Raw genomic sequence first — 18076 nt, 5'->3', positions numbered from 1 at the left:
AAACAAAAAAAACCTCCAGACTAGTAAACTAGCCCACAGGGGGTTAAAATGTTGTATGAAATTGATACGAAACAGCGTATCCTAGCTGTGTTCCAGTATACTAAGTACACACTTAATATATATGCTCGCATGTTCTATAATATTTTGCAATTCTCGGATGTTACCAGGCCATTCACAAGCAGCATCTACCCAGGAAACGACTGCTACCATTCAGAGTTTTGCCACAGATACTCAAACTATGTAAAAACTATCTTCACTTAATTCATCACTTGTTAGGTTATCTAGTCAACGCAATTCCTTATAAAACGTTCTAGCTCTGTAGTGACTTCTGTCGGTTTTTCCAGCATACACATGTGCCCAGCACCCTTGATGATTCTTAACTGGGAATTAGGCAGATTGCTACTTAAAAACTGGGAATATTTCAAAGGAGTCATAACATCTTCGTCTCCAACTATAATCAAACTAGGAACTTTGATTTTCCCTACACTCAATACCCTATCGAATTTGTTACAGGCCTCAAAATCTGCCCAATAGACAGTTGGGGAAATTTCATTCATTTCCCACATTGCTTCTTCTCTTTTATCGTCTGATGTCGAAGATCCATACAAATGGTTGACATCCTTAAAGGGCATATTTCCTGTAGCGAGAGTACTTAAGACCCCCTTGCTTACTTTTAGACGAGCACCTGTCGCAATTAAAACAAGACCCCTTAATTTTTCCGGATACTGCAGAGCAAACTCCTGAACAATGGCACCACCCATAGAATGGCCAACTAGGACGAATTTTTCCAAGGTTAACGCCTTAATAAAATCGTTAATGAACTCAGCCATATCCTTAATATTGGAGAGCAAACTTCCTTCTGATTTCCCATGACCAGGCAAATCCAGAGCCCATGAGTTGTATTGGCTATCAGAAACCAATTGTTCGGACCAACTCTTACTGGATCCTCCAGCACCATGTACGAATACGATTGGCAATGAATTTCCAATCGTACTCTCAACGTAAATGCTAATACCACTCACGGTCACGTAAGGCACTTGAACTTCTCCTCTCCTCTTATATTCATCAAAGATTGAATATATTCCAAACACAGATCCTTCATCAACGAATCATTCCGCCAAATACCTCAGCCAAACTGATTTGTATACTCCAGAACGATACCATTGAGTCGAATATTGTATTCCCCACTGTGCCCATAATTATTTTCTACACCACTATGCCATGTCGACGCAACTTATCGTAAAATGCCCGCCTAGAAATTCCCAAGGCCTTCATGGCACTAGTGCGGTTATTGTTACAAGTATCCAAAGCTGATAAAATCAGATTCTTTTCCACTTTACCCAAGATCTCTTTCATGTCGTAGAGTTTGTCTTTATCACTTTGAATGTCTTTATTGATCGGGATTAAGTGTGCAGGTAAATGCTGAATTTCTATGATCCCGTCGCTACACACTATGCTTCCATGTTCTATAACATTTTGTAATTCTCGAATGTTTCCAGGCCAGTCATACTCCTGGAACAGTCTCACGACTTGGGAAGACAGAATCAGTTTCCGTCCTACATCTTGCTCAAATTTATCAAGAAATGTTTTAGCAAGTGCCATTAGGTCATCTTTGCGCTCCCGTAGTGGAGTTAGTTGGAGAGGAACGATATTCAACCGATAGTACAAGTCACTTCGAAACGTCCCTTTTCCGATCATTTCTTTCAAGTCCCTGTTAGTCGCTGCGATTACTCGAATATCGACCTTAACAGTCTTTGTCCCGCCTACCCGCTCAAACTCTTTTTCTTGCAATACTCGTAATAGTTTAGCTTGCATTATCAGGCTCATATCCCCAATTTCATCAAGGAATATTGTACCACTATGTGCCAATTCAAACTTTCCGAGCTTACCCCCTTTTTGGGCACCTGTAAAAGCACCCTCTTCGTAGCCAAACAATTCACTTTCCAGCAAAGCCTCTGGTATAGCCGCACAATTCACCTTGATCATAGGCTTATCTTGGCGTCGACTACAATTATGTACAGCCCTGGCTAATACTTCTTTACCGACGCCACTTTCACCGAGAATCAACACTGTACTGTTAGTACGTGCAACTTTAGCTGCTAATACTAAGGTTTCCTTCAGACGACTGTTTTGTCCCACGTATTCCTTGAAGGAAAGAGGCAGTTGTTCCCACTGTTCTAATTGTTCTTTCAAATAATTAGTTACACCCTTCGCTTGTTTCAACTCACGATTCAATTGAACAACTTCTGTTATATTTTTAAAAATTGAAACAGCCCCTATGACTTCTTTACCACTATCACTATATAAAGGAAACGAACTGCCAACTACATCGATTTTTAGAGATTCTAAATAAGACCTGCGGTTATTAGTAACCTTCCGCGTGCGCAGTGTCGTGATTGTCTTCGAATCAGGTTCGATTGTGTCCAACCTTCGGCCTAAAACTTTAGCTACTGGCACTCCTAATATCTTGGCATAAGACTCGTTAACATAAACAATTGTTGTATCCAAATCAATAACGAGTACTACATCATTAATGTTATCTAGGATTTCAAATAAGAGTTTACGATCCCATTGAGGAATACTGTTGGTAGTCACAGCATGGACTCCTGCACTCATTTTCGTCCCCCGCTTTTAATTGTATCTTTTATATACATTATACAGGAGCTTTTGCTTTTAATAAAGTAACTATTGTAAATATTTTGATAATTAACATTGTTTCATTCCTAGTCTAATCATAAGCCCGGCTGGCAATGACAGTCTACACTAATTTATTTTATTGGTTCGAGTCCAGATGTTTTGGGCCTGGGCGGCTTTGATCAAATCCTCGCGGAAATCTGGATGAGCTAACTCAATCAGCATTTCCGCTCGCTTAAAGGTAGACTTACCCGTCAATTGAGCTTTACCATATTCTGTAACAACAGTCGGTGCTAGGGTTCTAGGGCAAGTTACGGCGGAGAAAGTCTTGATGCTAGGTACGATTCTTGAGACTAAATTTCCACCCTGCATGGTGGTCGAACTCATACATATAAAGGGTTTTCCTCCTTTAGACTGGAAAGCCCCCATGGTAAAATCCAATTGCCCACCCGTCCCGGATATTTGTTTAATTCCTGACGATTCTGAGCTTATCTGTCCCAGCAGATCGATTTCAACAGTATTATTGATAGTAATTTGTTTATCGTTTAAGGCAATCCGAGCCGGATTATTAGTTATATCCACAGGATAACTAGCGAAGGCGGGATTTCTGTGGAGAAAATCATAGAGTTTCTGCGTACCCATGGCAAATGTAAAGACTGTCTTATACTTGTCAATATTCTTCATAGATCCATTAACTTTGCCTTTTAAAATCAGATCGATATATGAGGTGGTAGCCATTTCTGAATGAATGCCTAAATTTTTCAGATCACTATCGGCTATCATCTTCGCTATAGTATTGGGCATACCTCCTATCCCAAATTGCAAACAACTTCCGTCCTCTATTTCTTCAATCAATAGTGTGGCGATGGCTCTTTCGGCTTCGGTTTCCGTCGTAGTTGATGGCAGCTGAGGCAGAGGATAGCTTTTCTCAACAATATAGTCCACTTCAGAAATGTGTATACTTTCCTGTTCGCCACCTAGCACCCAAGGAACTTGATCATTAACCTCCAAAATGACAGTTTTGGCCATTTCACAGATAGCCCGCGCGTAGGAAACTGAAGTGCCAAAGTTAAAGTATCCGTTGTTATCGGGAGGGGTCGTCTGAATCATGGCTACATCAGGCGGATACATAGTACCACTACGTATGAATGTTGGGCTGGCGCTATAATTGCCCGGGATGTAATAGCAAAGGCCTTTTTCCCCCAATTTCCTTTCATGTCCACTGAGGTAGCCACTCATATAGGTGAAACTCTTTTTCTCTGGATCTGCGGTACATATTTTGGGTGATACAGTAGCGCACACACTTCTAACCATAACATCGCTTACCTCACCTACTCGCTTGGATAAGGCTTCATCTAAAGCCTGCGGAAACATGGCAAAATGGCTCATAAAAACCCAATCACCTGATTTAACGACTCTAGCTGCTTCTTCAGGGGTACATAATTTATTTTTATAATCATTGGCGTACAAAATACCCAACTCCTTTCAGATTTGTTAAATAGCTACTTAAAAAGAAATTTTTCAGGGTAACTACACAGGCTCATTAGATTTGGAGGGCTGAGTGATATGGTTACGTTTTCCCTAAAGGTTAAGGTGTAATATTTGGCTTCTTCGGTTCTGGATAGCTTTCGTCACCCCCGGCTGTTTCATGGGTAGCCAACAAATACCTTGCGTAGCCATCTGAGACAGGTTTATTAGCCATTAAAGTCAGGATTACTAGTATAGGGACTCCAACCGCAAGTGAGGGATACAAGGAGGTACAATATGGGTTACCCGCAAAATGCCATACTGCTGCTACAATGCCGCCTAATAGCATTGACCAGAACGCTGCCCTACTGTCAACGCGTGGCCAAAATATTGCCACTAACAGCACCACCCCAGCTACCGATCGAATCTGAAAAGCGCCCGCCATCTGAGCTAGTATAGAAGTAGACTGCATACCGAAGTAAGTAGCTATTAAACCAAGTACTATGGTCAGAATCCTAGCCCATTTCATTTCTTCCTTTTCTGATATACCTGGTTTAAGAACACGAACCATATCTTGAGTAAGCATTGTTGTGCATATAAGTAACAAAGCTGGCGCCGTTGACAGAATTGCAGCCAATATACCCATAGAAGCCATGACAGCATACACGGGGCCTAATTTATTGGCCACTACATAAAGAATACTATTTGCGCTTGCAGTGGGCATAAGCACCTTACCTGCCATACCTATCAATGCAGGGAACAAAGCAAAGATTATTACAAGTCCTGAAGCCCATAAAATACCATTTTTCACTGAAGACATGCCTTTTGCACCGAAGATAACCACCACCACTGTCGAAGCAGCAAAAAAGGACAGAGCGGTGCCTAGTACCCATCCAACGACAGTCAGCATATTCGGCTGATTAAAGGCGAACATTTTTGCTGGAAGCACTGCTTGCATATGCCCTAAGCCCCCTGCTGTTTTCACTGCTGCGTAACAAACTATTCCCAAACCAATATACATTACAAGGGAATGAAGAACATTCATCCATGCAAGGCCCTTCATACCTCCCGTTAAGGTAAGAAATATAAAAACGACACCTACTATCCAGGTCAACATCACCTTATCCATACCCAACAGAGGACCCATTATTCCAGCTGCCGCTACCGGTTGTTGCGCAAATATTATCAAATATACCGCTACTAGTATTACCATCATCACTGTTCTGGTCTTGGCATCAAACCTTTGCATGTATACCTGAGGTACGGATACTGTACCATATTTCAATGAGAAAACGCGGTACATTTTAGCTGCTAAATAAAGTACGAGTACACAGCCTATGCTCATCCCCCAGTTTACCCAGACCGATGAAATTCCAATTTGAAACGCAGTCGCCGCATTACCCACTGTACCGGCGCCAGCAATCAATTCTGCAAACAAAAGTGGAATAATTAGACCTGCAGTTAGACCCTTTTTAGCCACAAAAAAATCCGTAATACTGCTTTTCTGCCTCACCATATATATACCAATACCAGCCGTTAATACAAAATATAAGAATACTAACATAGCTATCATTAGCTATACCTCCTAAATTCTAATTATTGATACCCTTCCTACTCATTTACCAATTAACTGATGCGTGAGAGACCTATTCCCTGAATCAGTACAACATTCTGTGATTAATGTCTTTCATTTAATACTCGTTCTCTCCCTCTCCAATAGATCACGTTAAGGTCCTGCTTGACTTTAAATATTGAAACCCTGCCTTTCTTTCTGATTATCACCACCCCTCAACACGCCCTACATGAAAATCTAAAATATGATAAATGCAATTTTAGTGCCAAAATTCTTAATATTCAAAACGTTTTGACTATCATAAGCGATTTCGGATTGACTATTGTGATTCATGGCGGATATAGGGCTTAAACATTTAAGCCCTATCAAATCAGTCCACTTCTCTTATAGAGAAGTTTCTTAAGAACCAAGTCAATATGTATATAAAAGCGTCTCAAATTCTCTGTACATGTATACTAAATGTAACAATAATCCTGGATCAAGAATTGCTATTCTTCTGGTCAACTACTGGACTTCGCGCAATCAATCCAAAACAATTAAGAGGGCGCGCTTATTCTTAAAGCACGCCCTCTTACTGATAAAATCAGTTCTTTTTCTATACCTACAAATTCCCTTAACATCCTAGGGTTTATCCCTATTCCTTGAAAAATACATTTGACGTCAAAATCACGGTTCACTCTCGAATGACACATATTCCAAGCCAATTTGAACTCCCCCCTGCTAAAGCTAGGAGTTTACTGCAACAAGTTGTAATATCTAATCTAGCAGGAGATCACTGGCATAGGAATAGCCGATAATGTCCTTAAAACCCGTTTTGGCATAGCCTTGTTCAGCATGTGAGAATTCGGAAATTTTGGAGGCCGTGAAATCTTTAAAGAAACCATTAACCGCATCGATGACTTCTATTTCTTCTTCATTAAATAAACTAAGATCTGGTTCTCCAAGTGCGATTATGAGTTCTCCCCCGTAGGGTCCCTCGGAAGGTTTTACGTCAATAGCTCCAATAGTAACCAAAGCCCATTGGACAAGGTCATGATTAGCTGGAACTGGCCCATAATGATGATGAACATAGGCGAGTCCTGTAATCTGATACCCGTATCGTTTATAGCATAAAAAGTCCGCGTAAAACAGTAGCTTTTGCAACTTGCTTTTAAATAAGTCCTGGGTTCGCCAGGTGAAGCATTGGACTAGTGCTGTCAACTTCTCAAAATCAAACTCCACATTAGTAATTCCGTCTCGGTAGATTGGTTGGAAAACGGTGTTTAAATAGTCTTCTGGATCTGGCGTCTCCACTAAACCCGTTTGAAGGACGGCTTCGATCTTACTCCGCTCACGTTCCTTTAATTTGTGGCCCCTTTGCTCTAAGAGCACTTTAATATAGTTCGGATCCTCGTGCAGCCTCAATAGTTGGTCATAGTGGGAGGCATCTGGGATGGCACCCCCTTCGTAGCGTACTAGTGTGGCCTGACTCCATCCCAACAAAGTCGCTACTGTCCGACCCGAACCAAAACGACTCCTGATTTCTTTCATCCGTGCTGGAGACAAATAGTTGTGCTTATTCCGGTATTCCGCGTAGGCCCGCTCGATGTTCTTACTATCCAGTTCCTCGTTAAATAATTCCGCATGACAAACCGAACAGGTTAAAACATCGGAGACTACTTCGATAGGTTCTCCTTTGACTTGGAAAGTTTCCCGTTGTCTGATGACTATCGCATCCTGCTCGCAAGCGCACTGGTAGCAAACGTTTTTCAACTCAGAACCCCTCCTAAATATACGCCTATCTCTTAAACGGCAAGGTAGTCGGTCCAACCGAACGGTGAAAACTAAGGCACACACAGCCCCGAATATCAATCTTTAGTTTGATGTAGACCTTCTGCGACCCTATACGTTTGATGAATTCCCATATGAAATCCCCGTCTCTATCGCGGTCCGCTTCTGGACCACGATCATAATGTCTATAACTTAGCCCTAGAATTTCCGCCTTAGCTTGGGGAACCGTCAGCCCTAAGGCTGCCAATCCCTGGAGATTTATCCTTCGTTCCACAAACGTCCATCTATCTTGTTTTATAAGAGCCTTAAATTCTCTTAGAGTTTTTTCTATTTCTACTTTTGTAACTGTTTCTACTTTTGTAACCATTTCTACACCTTTCAAACGTAGTATACCCCATTATGCTACTAATTAGTAGCATCCTCAAAAATATTTATGCAGTTATTTTTCCCTCCTAGCGAAGAATATAAAAAAACCGTCACGTTCATTTTGAAACATGACGGGCTATCTACCAACGATTTTCTGTTATCATCCCTGACTCGCCTTGGCAATGCCTTGAGCAATGAGATTTAATTTGGCAATCTCTTTAATCCGTTTGTTAGCATCCTTTCTTTCATCCGAATCAAACACCGTATTCCCCAGCCCACTGGCCCAAACTAGAGAAATAAGCATTTCTGTCTTCGGATCAGGGGTTTCTCCACGTAAAATCACGGTTTGTAAGTGCCTAAGTATCTCCCGCTTCGGCCGGTCATCCCGTGTAGGATAGCAGTTAATGGTAAAAAACCAGAATACTTTGCGCTCATCGTGATTCAAGATTCCATGGTCGACTAGTTTCTCTAGTTTTTCTTTGATCCTAGGCTTTACGCCCTTTTTTAATTCCTTAATCCAGAAATCCGTGGATTTTATGTGCTCTGAATCTCCTATTTGTTTTAAGAAAGCATCAAGATCGACTTGTCCCGTAGGCTTTCGGTCAACAACTTCGAGAGTTTTTGGTCTTACACGTAAACGTTTTAAAAGGGCTAAGTTCATGAGTAATGCTCCTACGAAACAAACATCCAGCTTAGAATAAGCCGCCATGCGTAGTGTGCCCTTTTCCTCATGATACGCTATGAGCAACAACTCTTCATCAAGACTTAGCACCATAAAAATCCCTCCCACTAAGGTATTATCAAGATCACAAATTCAGAATTTATGATACTAAAATGATATCACTATTTAAATAGTTTGTAAACCACAGGTGCTCTTTTCACGAAAGACAGAGGCTAATTAGGTCGATAACCTAACAGCCTCTGTCATTAGCACTTGAACTACTTCTCTGGTATGTCGATTATTGCGATGGTACATCTGGAAACACAGATCAGCTTTCCTGTTTCATCTGTAAGCTTAATATCCCAAACCATCGTGGTCCGCCCTTTGTGGAGTGGCGTACCAACCGCGGTTACGATTCCATCACGTTTACCGCGGATATGATTGGCATTGATCTCTAGCCCAACTGTAAACTGTCTTACTGGATCTATGAGGTTATAGGTACCCACACTCGCTACAGTTTCAGCCAGTGCCACTGAGGCTCCCCCGTGCAATAGCCCAAACGGTTGCCTTGTAGCTTCATTGACGGGCATGGTTGCAACCACCTTTTCTGGACCGAGTTCTACGATCTCAATACCTAACGCTTCCATTAAAGTACCTTTCAGACTAGTTCTATTGGCTATTTCATCCATAAGTTTCACCCCCAATAACATTTTATTAGAGAACTCGTTTGACTAAAGTTGAACCTCAATGGGATTAAAGTCAAGACACCAACCCTTAGGTGGTGCCTTGACTTGTTTTATGAATGCTTTGTCTTAACTAAACGTGGCAAATCCCAAAATTCCTTCTTGAGAGGGACTTCATAGGTAATCTTGGTATATTGTTCTTTATCATACGTTTGGCCCCGTAAAAGATCAACAAGAAAACGTTCCCCACTGGTCTTGTTTTCAATAACAACCATACGACTAGGATTACTTTGCGGTCTTTCCAAAATTCAATCCCCTTATCTTTAATTTTTATTTGCTTTCACTTTTCGATTCTTATTCTTAGACTCCACGTCTTATCTTAAGTATTCTAGAAGTCTGCCTAAAATCCTGCTATATTTATATATCATTTCCAATCTGGAGATAATAAAACAAATATCTACATAGAAAGCAGGAGCATAATGGAAAGTTCTTGGGTATCTCTCTTACCTTTTCTAGTTGTTATTCCGATTGCGGTCCTCTCCAAGCAAGTTCAACCAGGCCTGTTTATGGGGTTGATCTTAGGGAGTTACCTTGTCCAACCAGATCTCTTTGGCGGGGTCAAAACGCTAATCTCCTACTTAGTCGACAACTTGGTGAAAACCAACAATATTCGAATCATTATCTTTCTCTATGTTTTTGCCGGACTCATTAGTTTAACAAAGATGACTGGAGGAATGAAAGGGTTTGTTGATCTTGTGGGACGCAACGTAAAAACCGAACGAGCTGCTATGGTGCTCATTTGGCTTTCAACAATTGGAACCTTCAATAATCCAAATTTCCGAATCGTGACCATTGCACCCATTATGAAACTATTAAAGCAGAGATTACCGTTGTCTACACATAAGTTGGGCTTCGTCATTGAAGTAACCTCAAATCCCGTGGTTGTGCTCGTGCCAATAGCAACTGCTTTTGTAGGATATATGGTGTCTTTGACTGGTACCGCCTTGCAACTGGTAGGCATCGCCGAAAGCCCCTACAGCGTTTATATTAGAAGCATTCCCTTTAATTTTTTCTCTCTTGTCATTATAGGGATAGGAGTTTATTATAGCTTCTTTAAAAAATTTGCCAGCGATTCACTAGGACACGGAACTGATGCCCTTAATGCTCAGCTGGAGGAGGAAAAACTACAAAGATGTCTTCATGCCTATGAAAAGGAAACTCCAAGCAAGCCTTGGAACCTCCTTTTGCCCCTGAGCTTTGTCTTAGTGGGGACTGTGTTTTTAAGTTGGTGGGATGGACATACCCAGACTAGTAGCTTCTTCGAAGCCTTTATAAAAGCAGATGCCTTAGGTGTGATGTTAGAGGCCTTGTTTATGACGTTGATTCTATCCCTTTTCTTTTTCCTCTTACAGGGTTTCAGCGCTGGAAAATTAGTCACTCATTTTATCGAGGGGGGCAATGAATTAGTTTCTGTCATCCTCATGCTGGCTTTGGTTTGGGCCTTGTCCGCAGTCTCTGAGGATCTGGGATTTTCCAACTATATTGCCTCTAATTTAATTGGCTGGATCCCACCTGAGTTTATAGCCCCGGTCGTTTTTGTCTTAGGAAGTATACTCGCTTATTTTATCGGTTCCTCATGGGGAGCTTGGGGCTTGTTAATGCCCTTAGGCGTAACCCTCGCCCATCAAAGCGGGTCTAGTATTATATTAGTCATCGGAGCTGTGTTTGCCAGTGGTACGTTTGGGGCTTTTGCCTCTCCTTTGAGCGATAATACGGTAACTCTCTGTACAATTCTCAATCTTCCAGTGATAGATTATGCTCGCTCAAAGCTAAAACCGTCGTTAATCGCAGCTGGAATAACAACGGTTTTATATGGGATTGCCTCGCTCTTGATTTGACCTACATTCTGACTTATGTGAATGCGAGGTTCGAGATATTATCCAATAAATATTCACTCAGTCCAGCTCGTCCCATAAACATGGAGACAATAACAACCAAATTACCCTTCGACCCATGGTCAACGCCAATCTCAAAATCGCGCTGGGTAAACGATTAAGATAAATCGCATTTTATAGAGTTACTTTCAAAATCTAAGGAGGATATAGTATATGAATATTATTGAAATTAAAAACCTTACCAAAACTTACGGTACAGCGAGAGGAATAACAGATGTTAGTTTTAATGTTGAAGAGGGAGAAATCTTTGGGTTTATTGGACCGAATGGAGCGGGAAAATCCACAACAATTAGGACACTGCTGTCTCTTATTTATCCAACCAGTGGTAGTGCAAAGATTTTCGGGAAAGATTGTATAGAATTTGGACCTGAAATTAAAAAGGAAATAGGGTATCTGCCTTCTGAAGTTTTTTATTACGACAATATGAAGGTTATCGATTTACTCAAATATTCGGCTAGTTTTTATAAAAAAGATTGCAGTAAAAGAATTAAGGAATTAGCAGATATAATGGACCTTGATCTGAAAAAGAAAATTAATGATTTGTCTTATGGTAATAAAAAGAAAGTGGGAATTGTACAAGGTTTGCTCCATGAGCCAAAACTTATTATGCTCGATGAACCTACCAGCGGATTAGATCCTCTTATGCAGCAGAAGTTCTTTGACTTGCTAAAGGAAGAAAATAGAAAAGGTACCACAATTCTATTTTCTTCCCATGTTTTAAGTGAGGTTCAGAAAATGTGCGAAAGAGTTGCTATCATTAAAGAAGGAAAAATTATTAACATAGAAAGGATTAGCGATTTAAAAGAGAATAATTTTAAGAACTTTGAGATTGAGACCACATCTAAGATCGACAAGGAGTATTTTAACATTAATGGGGTTACTAACTTACTTGTAAAAGGCAACTCTGTAAGCTTCCTATTCAAAGGCAACATCAATTTGATTCTGCAAAAACTTTCCGTCATAGAAGTAGTTAATCTTTGGATAGAGGAGCCAAGCCTTGAAGATGTCTTTATGCATTATTATGAAAGGGAGGAGTAGCCTTAATGAATATGTTTCTACACGAGTTGAACGCTTATAGAAAATCAACTGTTATTTGGACCATTTCGTTGGCTGTAATTGTCATTCTTTTTTTAGTGATGTTTCCTGCCTTTTCAAGTAATGCCGAAGAGCTAAAGAAATTACTAGAGAGTTTACCTTTAGCCTTACGAAATGCAATTGGACTTTCGTTGGATAATATTGGATCTCTTTTAGGTTTTTATTCTACCCTAACCTTTCTATATATTACGCTTTGTGGAGCAATTCAAGCTATGAATCTTGGGACTTCCATTGTTTCCAAGGAAGTACGTGAAAAAACAGCAGATTTTCTTTTAACAAAGCCTGTTTCTCGTGTACAGATTATGACGGCTAAGCTTTTAGCTGCTTTGGCATCGTTAGCGATTACTAATGCAATTTATATCGTTGTTGCCAGTATAACGGCATCTATTGTAACATCTCAAGCTTTTAGTATGAAAATATTCCTACTGATTTCTGCAACACTTTATTTCATTCAATTAATGTTCTTGGCACTAGGCGTTGTCGTTTCTGTAGTAGCTCCTAAAATTAAATCAGTGCTTCCTGTTTCTCTGGGGACTGTATTTGCATTCTTCTTTATTAGTATGTTTGGTTCTGCTATCGGTGATGACAACCTGAGATATATAACACCCTTTAAATTCTATGACCCTGCCTATATCATACAAAATGCCAGCTATGAAACTTCGTTTATTATCTTAGAGGTCGGGCTTATTACTCTAGCAATCGTTGCTAGTTACATTATTTACGTCAAGAAAGATATTGATTCAGTCTAGTCGATTGCAAAAAGAAAATGGGAGGATCATTATGAATATATTTATAATAGAAATGAAAGCCCATAGAAAATCACTGATCATATGGTGTATCGCCGTTTTATTAATGGTAGGCACTGGAATGAGCAAATATGAAGTTTTTTCAACTACAGGCCAATCCATCAATGACGTTATGAGCAAACTACCTAAAGTAGTACAAGCAATATTTGGCATTGGTGCTTTTGATTTATCAAAAGCCAGTGGCTTTTATGCGCTACTATTTTTATACTTAGTATTAATGACCACGATTCATGCCGCAATGCTTGGAGCTAATATTATTTCGAAGGAAGAACGAGATAAAACGACGGAATTTTTGATGGTTAAGCCCATTTCAAGGGACAAAATTATTACAGCCAAACTATCGGCCGCCTTCGTCAACATCATCATACTAAATATTGTTACTTTAATTTCTTCATTTGTTATTGTTGGATATTTCGGTAAAGGTGAATCAGTTACCGGTGATATAACATTATTAATGGCAGGAATGTTTATTTTGCAATTGATGTTTATGTTTATCGGCACAGCATTGGCAGCAGTAAGTAAGCACCCTAAAACTTCTCCATCTATGGCTACAGGTATAATTCTAGTAGCTTACCTTTTATCCACGGCAATTGATATCAACCTCAAGCTCGGAAATTTAAGGTATTTAACACCCTTTAAATATTTTGAGGCAAAGAATTTGATCCCTAGTGGAGGCTTCGAACCCGTTTTTGTAATTTTGTCGGTTTCGATTATTGCAGTCTCTCTTAGTGCGACCTACGTATTCTATAGAAAACGGGATCTAAATGTTTAGAATCTACTTCATCATCAATGATCTTGACCGTCTATATGATGACATCTGGGGCATATCTAGCTTATAATGAGAAGTGTGTATTAATGCGTAGCAGGTTTTAAAGAGAGGGCTTAATTTGTACAGTAATTTCGAAAATCTTATCGAGGATAAAAAACAAAGAATTCTGGAGGCGTGTATCCAAGAGTTTGCCGACAAAGGGTATGAGAAAGCTTCTACCAATGCGATCATCAAAAATGCTAAAATTTCTAAGGGAATCTTGTTCCACTATTTTGGTAACAAGAAAAACCTGTTTCTCTATATTGTCGAGTATTGTCTCCAACTCCTAATAACGGGATATAAAAAATACCCGTTACAAAATTCGAAGGACATTTTCGATCGACTCCTAGAATTAGGAATGGTTAAACTCCAGATTTACAACACTAATCCTAATATTAGTAAGGTTATACTACAAGCTTTTATGAATTCCCCAGAGGAGCTTCGCGCGGAGATTCAAGACAAATACCAACAATTAGCCAACGAGTTTATGCCATCGATTTTTAAAGACATCGATTCCTCAAAGTTCAGAGACAGCGTAAACCCTGAGATAGCGTTAGAAGTCGTGATGCTGTTTTTAGAGTCTTTACAAGGAAAATACATCAAAAAGTATAAAGGGCGGGAACAGGAATTGTTAAGGGATGTCGATAAAATCATGGATGAATACAAAGAATATGTTGAGGTCTTAAAGTATGGTATATACGTCCGATGAAATAGTGGTTTTGGGATATCATCTCAAAACCACTAAAACACAATAAAAGGGTGGTTAAGTATTGTAGTGAGTATCGTCTTTAGTCCTTTCAGTCTTGATCATCGCAAGTGTCATTGGAGTCAATAAGGGGTATGAGGAATTTTCAGCCTTCATTAAGGGGCAGTAACAATTGCTTTGCAGTTTGTTACTGCCCCCATAGTACTATTCTCTTTTCCCACATGATGATATTATATTAACTAAAATAAACTGACGAATTATTATCAGAGGGGGAAATTGAACATGTACGTGCCTTTATTATGGGGGAAACCCCTAACCGTTTGGTTAGGATTACTTCTTATGGTGTTGCTGACACTCCAAATCCTTTCTGGGAAACGATTAATCAAGCTTCCCTTTAGTTTTCACAGACGCAATGCTATGTTCATAGTTATAGTCGTAAGTTTACATGCCTTTTTCGGGTTAGGAGTATGGTTTTTCAACCTACCAATAAAGTAAACTCGTTTCATTTAGTTAAACATCAAGTACTTTAGCTCTCCAACAAGGAGTGGGAATCTTACGATAGGATAAATATAATTCACGGAGTTACCGCTATAGACTATCCCGTTGAAAACGAGTCAACGGGGTTTTTTAATTATCGTTGACGTATAATAGACGCATGAACACGTCTAAAGGGTGTAAGGTGAGGGCGGTGATGGATATTTGCAAGATGACGAGTTGATTAGAAGCATCCTCAAAGGAAATGGCGAACGGTATGACGATATCGTGGAACGCTATCAGGCAGGGTTATACCGAACCGCCTTTTACTATACCCAAAATGTTGAAGACGCTCGGGACATTGCCCAAGAAATTTTCATTAAAGCCTACAATAGCCTCGCAGGATTCAAACAGGATTCCAGCTTTTCCACTTGGCTATACCGAATTGCTGTCAACCATTGTATCGATTGGTCTCGAAAAAAAAAGCCATTTATTGAAGAAAGCACTTATTTTGATAACCTCTGCGACAAAGAAGGGAGCGCAGAAGATTTGTTTATCCGCCAAGAATCTGCGTCTGAAGTACACAGGGCCGTTGCTAGCCTACCAACGATCTACAGTACTGTTCTCATTTTATATTATTTTGAGGATTTTAGTCCCCAGCAGATCGCTGACATAATCGACTCTCCTAAAAGAACGGTCGAAACCCGGTTGTTCAGAGGTCGAAACATGCTAAAAGACAAACTACAACCTTTAGTATTGGGAGGTGAGCGCGATGACGTGTTATCGAAGCCGAAACAACTGGCACAGTTACGTTAAAGCTAGTTTGAACGAAGCTGAACTGGAAGATATGACTGCCCATCTAACGCATTGCTCTGAATGCCTGGATATTGTTTCAATCATTCAGGAAACCGCTGGCATCTTCGCGAAGAGCCAGGTAATCCTCAGCCCCCCTTCAACTATTAAACTCAATGTAATGATGGCTATTGATAAAAATAGGTATAAGAAAGTTAGTTTTCCTCACCTACTCGAATTAAAGAACTGGGGATTCAGCATGGTGGCAGCGGGAGTCCTCTTGTTAGCCCTTAACTTAACTTCATTGGCCCCTACTATTGAGAGCGGTCAAGTAGCCCAATTAAATAGCCAGATTGTCCAGCAAATCAGCCTGCAAATTTCCCACCCGTTCGAAAGAATAAGTCAAGCGGCCTACTCTGCAATTGGAAGGCTTGAAACGATAACAAGCTCACCCCCAAAGAATAAACAGGAGTGAAATATTAAGAATGAGCAAGCTAACGAGAGATATCTTAATTTGAAGAGGAGACATCTTTATGAATTGTAAATATCATTCCACTCAAGAAGCCCAGTCTATTTGCGAGAAATGCAAACAACCGATTTGTCCGGATTGTACGATCAAAGTTGACGACAAAACAGTCTGCCGTAACTGTGTTCAAGAAAACCTCTTATCAGTCCAGCCTATATCTGTTAAGAGATCGTTCTCAGAAAAATTCTTGTTTTTTTGTTTCAGCCTGATCCCTGGTGCTGCGCACATGCACATGGGTCTGTTCCGACGCGGTGTACAGTTAATGATTATCACCATTGGTGGAGCGTCCCTAATCAGTTTTATCGGCTTAGATTTTCTGATTCCTTTAGTGTTGATACCCGCTTGGTTTTTTAGTTTTTTCGAGAGTTACCATTTAAGAAGGCAACTAGAAAAGGGCCAAGTCATTATCGACAGGGATATCTTTGACCGCCAAATATTTGATTATACCCCACTGTTGAAAAATCGCCGTTTAATCGGGTCCACAATTGTTGTTATTGGTATTTTCAGCCTCATCCATAAGCTGGATCAATATTCATTTTTAAATCGCCTATTCGGGAGTTGGAATTATTATAATTTGATTCGAGGTAGCTTGATCCCACTGTGTTTGATTCTAGCCGGTATTTACCTGATCGCAAAAGCGAAGCAACCGACAAAAGTAATATCAGAACTCGGTGAAGATCAATAACTGAGGAATCCCTATCTCAATGCCTATCAAAAAATACATCAAATTTTTGATAGGCATTCTCAATCTATTTAGCAATTTTTCATAAATCATTTCAATACACTTAAGATTTTGGAGGTTAAATTTCCATGTTAATTATTGAGCTATTAAAGGCAGCCTTACTAGGAGTCGTTGAAGGAATAACAGAATGGCTCCCAATAAGTAGTACCGGTCATATGATTTTGGTTGAGGAGTTCATACGATTAAATTCTACTGAAGCATTTAAAGAAATGTTTTTTGTGGTCATTCAGTTAGGGGCTATATTAGCTGTCGTCCTTCTCTATTTCCATAAGTTGAATCCTTTTTCCTCTAATAAATCAAAGCAAGAAAAGCAAGATACCATGTCGATCTGGTATAAAGTAATTATTGGTGTTATTCCCGCAGGAGTATTAGGCTTTCTATTTGATGATTGGTTAAACGATCACTTATACAACTATCAGACTGTTGCGGTTATGTTAATCGCTTATGGGATTCTGTTTATTATTATTGAAAATCGCAACGAAACTCGTAAGGGGAGTATTAAGACTTTTAATGATTTGACCTACAATACTGCCTTCTTAATTGGAATGTTTCAAGTGTTGTCTTTAATTCCAGGAACATCTCGTTCAGGGGCAACAATTCTTGGTGCTATTTTACTTGGCACCTCTCGATACGTCGCTGCTGAATATTCATTCTTTTTGTCTATTCCAATAATGTTTGGAGCCAGTGCACTGAAACTAGTAAAATTTGGATTTAATTTCACTGGTATGGAAATAGCCATTCTATTTACGGGTATGATTATGGCTTTCGCTGTTTCTATTATAGCTATCAGATTTCTAATGGGATACATCAAAAACAACGACTTTAAACCTTTTGGTTGGTACCGAATCGTTTTAGGCATTTTAGTTATTGGATATTTTGGTATATTTAGTTAATCCGGCTAAACGGCGCATACCCCCGAAGGACTTGCTGACGCTCATAATTCAGTCAGGTTACTTGCGGCTCTGTCCTTGAAACTCAAGAAAGCTATTAACAATTTAAATCAGTGGTAAATTTTGCG

19 protein-coding genes are annotated in these 18076 nt (G+C 39.8%); 9 read left to right on the top strand and 10 right to left on the bottom strand.

All coding sequences use genetic code 11. From position 1 onward, the window contains the following. Positions 1-81 precede the first annotated feature (81 nt). The 10 genes from E4K67_RS31735 to E4K67_RS11505 form a co-directional block, all read right to left on the bottom strand. A complete protein-coding gene (locus tag E4K67_RS31735) occupies positions 82-210 on the bottom strand; it encodes an AAA-type ATPase lid domain-containing protein (RefSeq protein WP_476728666.1) in 129 nt (42 codons plus the stop codon). Between the two features lie 71 nt (positions 211-281). After that, positions 282-1037: an alpha/beta fold hydrolase gene (locus E4K67_RS11545; RefSeq protein WP_158408456.1), complete on the bottom strand. Its 756-nt coding sequence runs from the start codon at positions 1035-1037 to the stop codon at positions 282-284. Between the two features lie 169 nt (positions 1038-1206). After that, entirely contained in the window at positions 1207-2616 is a 1410-nt protein-coding gene (locus tag E4K67_RS11540; protein ID WP_135546704.1) for a sigma-54 interaction domain-containing protein, read from the bottom strand. Between the two features lie 147 nt (positions 2617-2763). Continuing rightward, a complete protein-coding gene (locus tag E4K67_RS11535) occupies positions 2764-4104 on the bottom strand; it encodes an acetyl-CoA hydrolase/transferase family protein (protein ID WP_135546702.1) in 1341 nt (446 codons plus the stop codon). A 118-nt stretch (positions 4105-4222) separates the two neighbouring features. Beyond that, positions 4223-5674: a sodium:solute symporter family protein gene (locus E4K67_RS11530; RefSeq protein ID WP_135546700.1), complete on the bottom strand. Its 1452-nt coding sequence runs from the start codon at positions 5672-5674 to the stop codon at positions 4223-4225. Between the two features lie 756 nt (positions 5675-6430). Then, positions 6431-7426, bottom strand: a complete 996-nt coding sequence (locus tag E4K67_RS11525) for a type II TA system antitoxin MqsA family protein (RefSeq protein WP_135546698.1) — start codon at positions 7424-7426, stop codon at positions 6431-6433. A 25-nt stretch (positions 7427-7451) separates the two neighbouring features. Next, entirely contained in the window at positions 7452-7826 is a 375-nt protein-coding gene (locus E4K67_RS11520; protein WP_135546696.1) for a type II toxin-antitoxin system MqsR family toxin, read from the bottom strand. Positions 7827-7970: 144 nt separating this feature from the next. Then, positions 7971-8585, bottom strand: a complete 615-nt coding sequence (locus E4K67_RS11515) for a GOLPH3/VPS74 family protein (RefSeq protein ID WP_135546694.1) — start codon at positions 8583-8585, stop codon at positions 7971-7973. Between the two features lie 164 nt (positions 8586-8749). Beyond that, positions 8750-9160 (bottom strand): hotdog fold thioesterase, encoded by a 411-nt coding sequence (locus E4K67_RS11510; protein WP_135546692.1) that lies wholly within the window; start codon positions 9158-9160, stop codon positions 8750-8752. Between the two features lie 107 nt (positions 9161-9267). Next, on the bottom strand, positions 9268-9459 hold the full coding sequence (locus E4K67_RS11505; protein WP_135546690.1) for a hypothetical protein: 192 nt from the start codon (positions 9457-9459) through the stop codon (positions 9268-9270). A 174-nt stretch (positions 9460-9633) separates the two neighbouring features. Between E4K67_RS11505 and E4K67_RS11500 the strand changes: the two genes are divergently transcribed. The 9 genes from E4K67_RS11500 (at position 9634) to E4K67_RS11455 (ending at position 17951) form a co-directional block, all read left to right on the top strand. Beyond that, a complete protein-coding gene (locus E4K67_RS11500) occupies positions 9634-11052 on the top strand; it encodes a Na+/H+ antiporter NhaC family protein (RefSeq protein WP_135546689.1) in 1419 nt (472 codons plus the stop codon). Between the two features lie 210 nt (positions 11053-11262). Then, a complete protein-coding gene (locus tag E4K67_RS11495) occupies positions 11263-12147 on the top strand; it encodes an ABC transporter ATP-binding protein (protein ID WP_135546687.1) in 885 nt (294 codons plus the stop codon). A gap of 5 nt (positions 12148-12152) precedes the next feature. Then, positions 12153-12953 (top strand): ABC transporter permease subunit, encoded by an 801-nt coding sequence (locus E4K67_RS11490; RefSeq protein WP_135546685.1) that lies wholly within the window; start codon positions 12153-12155, stop codon positions 12951-12953. A 31-nt stretch (positions 12954-12984) separates the two neighbouring features. After that, positions 12985-13782, top strand: coding sequence for an ABC transporter permease subunit (locus tag E4K67_RS11485; protein ID WP_135546683.1), 798 nt, complete (start codon positions 12985-12987; stop codon positions 13780-13782). A gap of 115 nt (positions 13783-13897) precedes the next feature. Further along, complete coding sequence (locus E4K67_RS11480; protein WP_135546681.1) at positions 13898-14527, top strand: TetR/AcrR family transcriptional regulator; 630 nt, start codon at positions 13898-13900, stop codon at positions 14525-14527. Between the two features lie 696 nt (positions 14528-15223). Continuing rightward, on the top strand, positions 15224-15814 hold the full coding sequence (locus E4K67_RS11470; protein WP_135546677.1) for an RNA polymerase sigma factor: 591 nt from the start codon (positions 15224-15226) through the stop codon (positions 15812-15814). Beyond that, positions 15771-16265: an anti-sigma factor gene (locus tag E4K67_RS11465; protein ID WP_135546676.1), complete on the top strand. Its 495-nt coding sequence runs from the start codon at positions 15771-15773 to the stop codon at positions 16263-16265. Before E4K67_RS11470 ends, E4K67_RS11465 begins: the two co-directional genes overlap by 44 nt. A gap of 58 nt (positions 16266-16323) precedes the next feature. Continuing rightward, on the top strand, positions 16324-17001 hold the full coding sequence (locus tag E4K67_RS11460) for a B-box zinc finger protein (RefSeq protein WP_135546674.1): 678 nt from the start codon (positions 16324-16326) through the stop codon (positions 16999-17001). Between the two features lie 125 nt (positions 17002-17126). Beyond that, entirely contained in the window at positions 17127-17951 is an 825-nt protein-coding gene (locus E4K67_RS11455) for an undecaprenyl-diphosphate phosphatase (protein ID WP_199242520.1), read from the top strand. The last annotated feature ends 125 nt before the right edge of the window (positions 17952-18076 follow it).

The sequence above is a fragment of the Desulfosporosinus fructosivorans genome, assembly GCF_004766045.1.
Lineage (GTDB): Bacteria > Bacillota > Desulfitobacteriia > Desulfitobacteriales > Desulfitobacteriaceae > Desulfosporosinus > Desulfosporosinus fructosivorans.
This window is presented reverse-complemented; position numbering and strand designations above follow the sequence as displayed.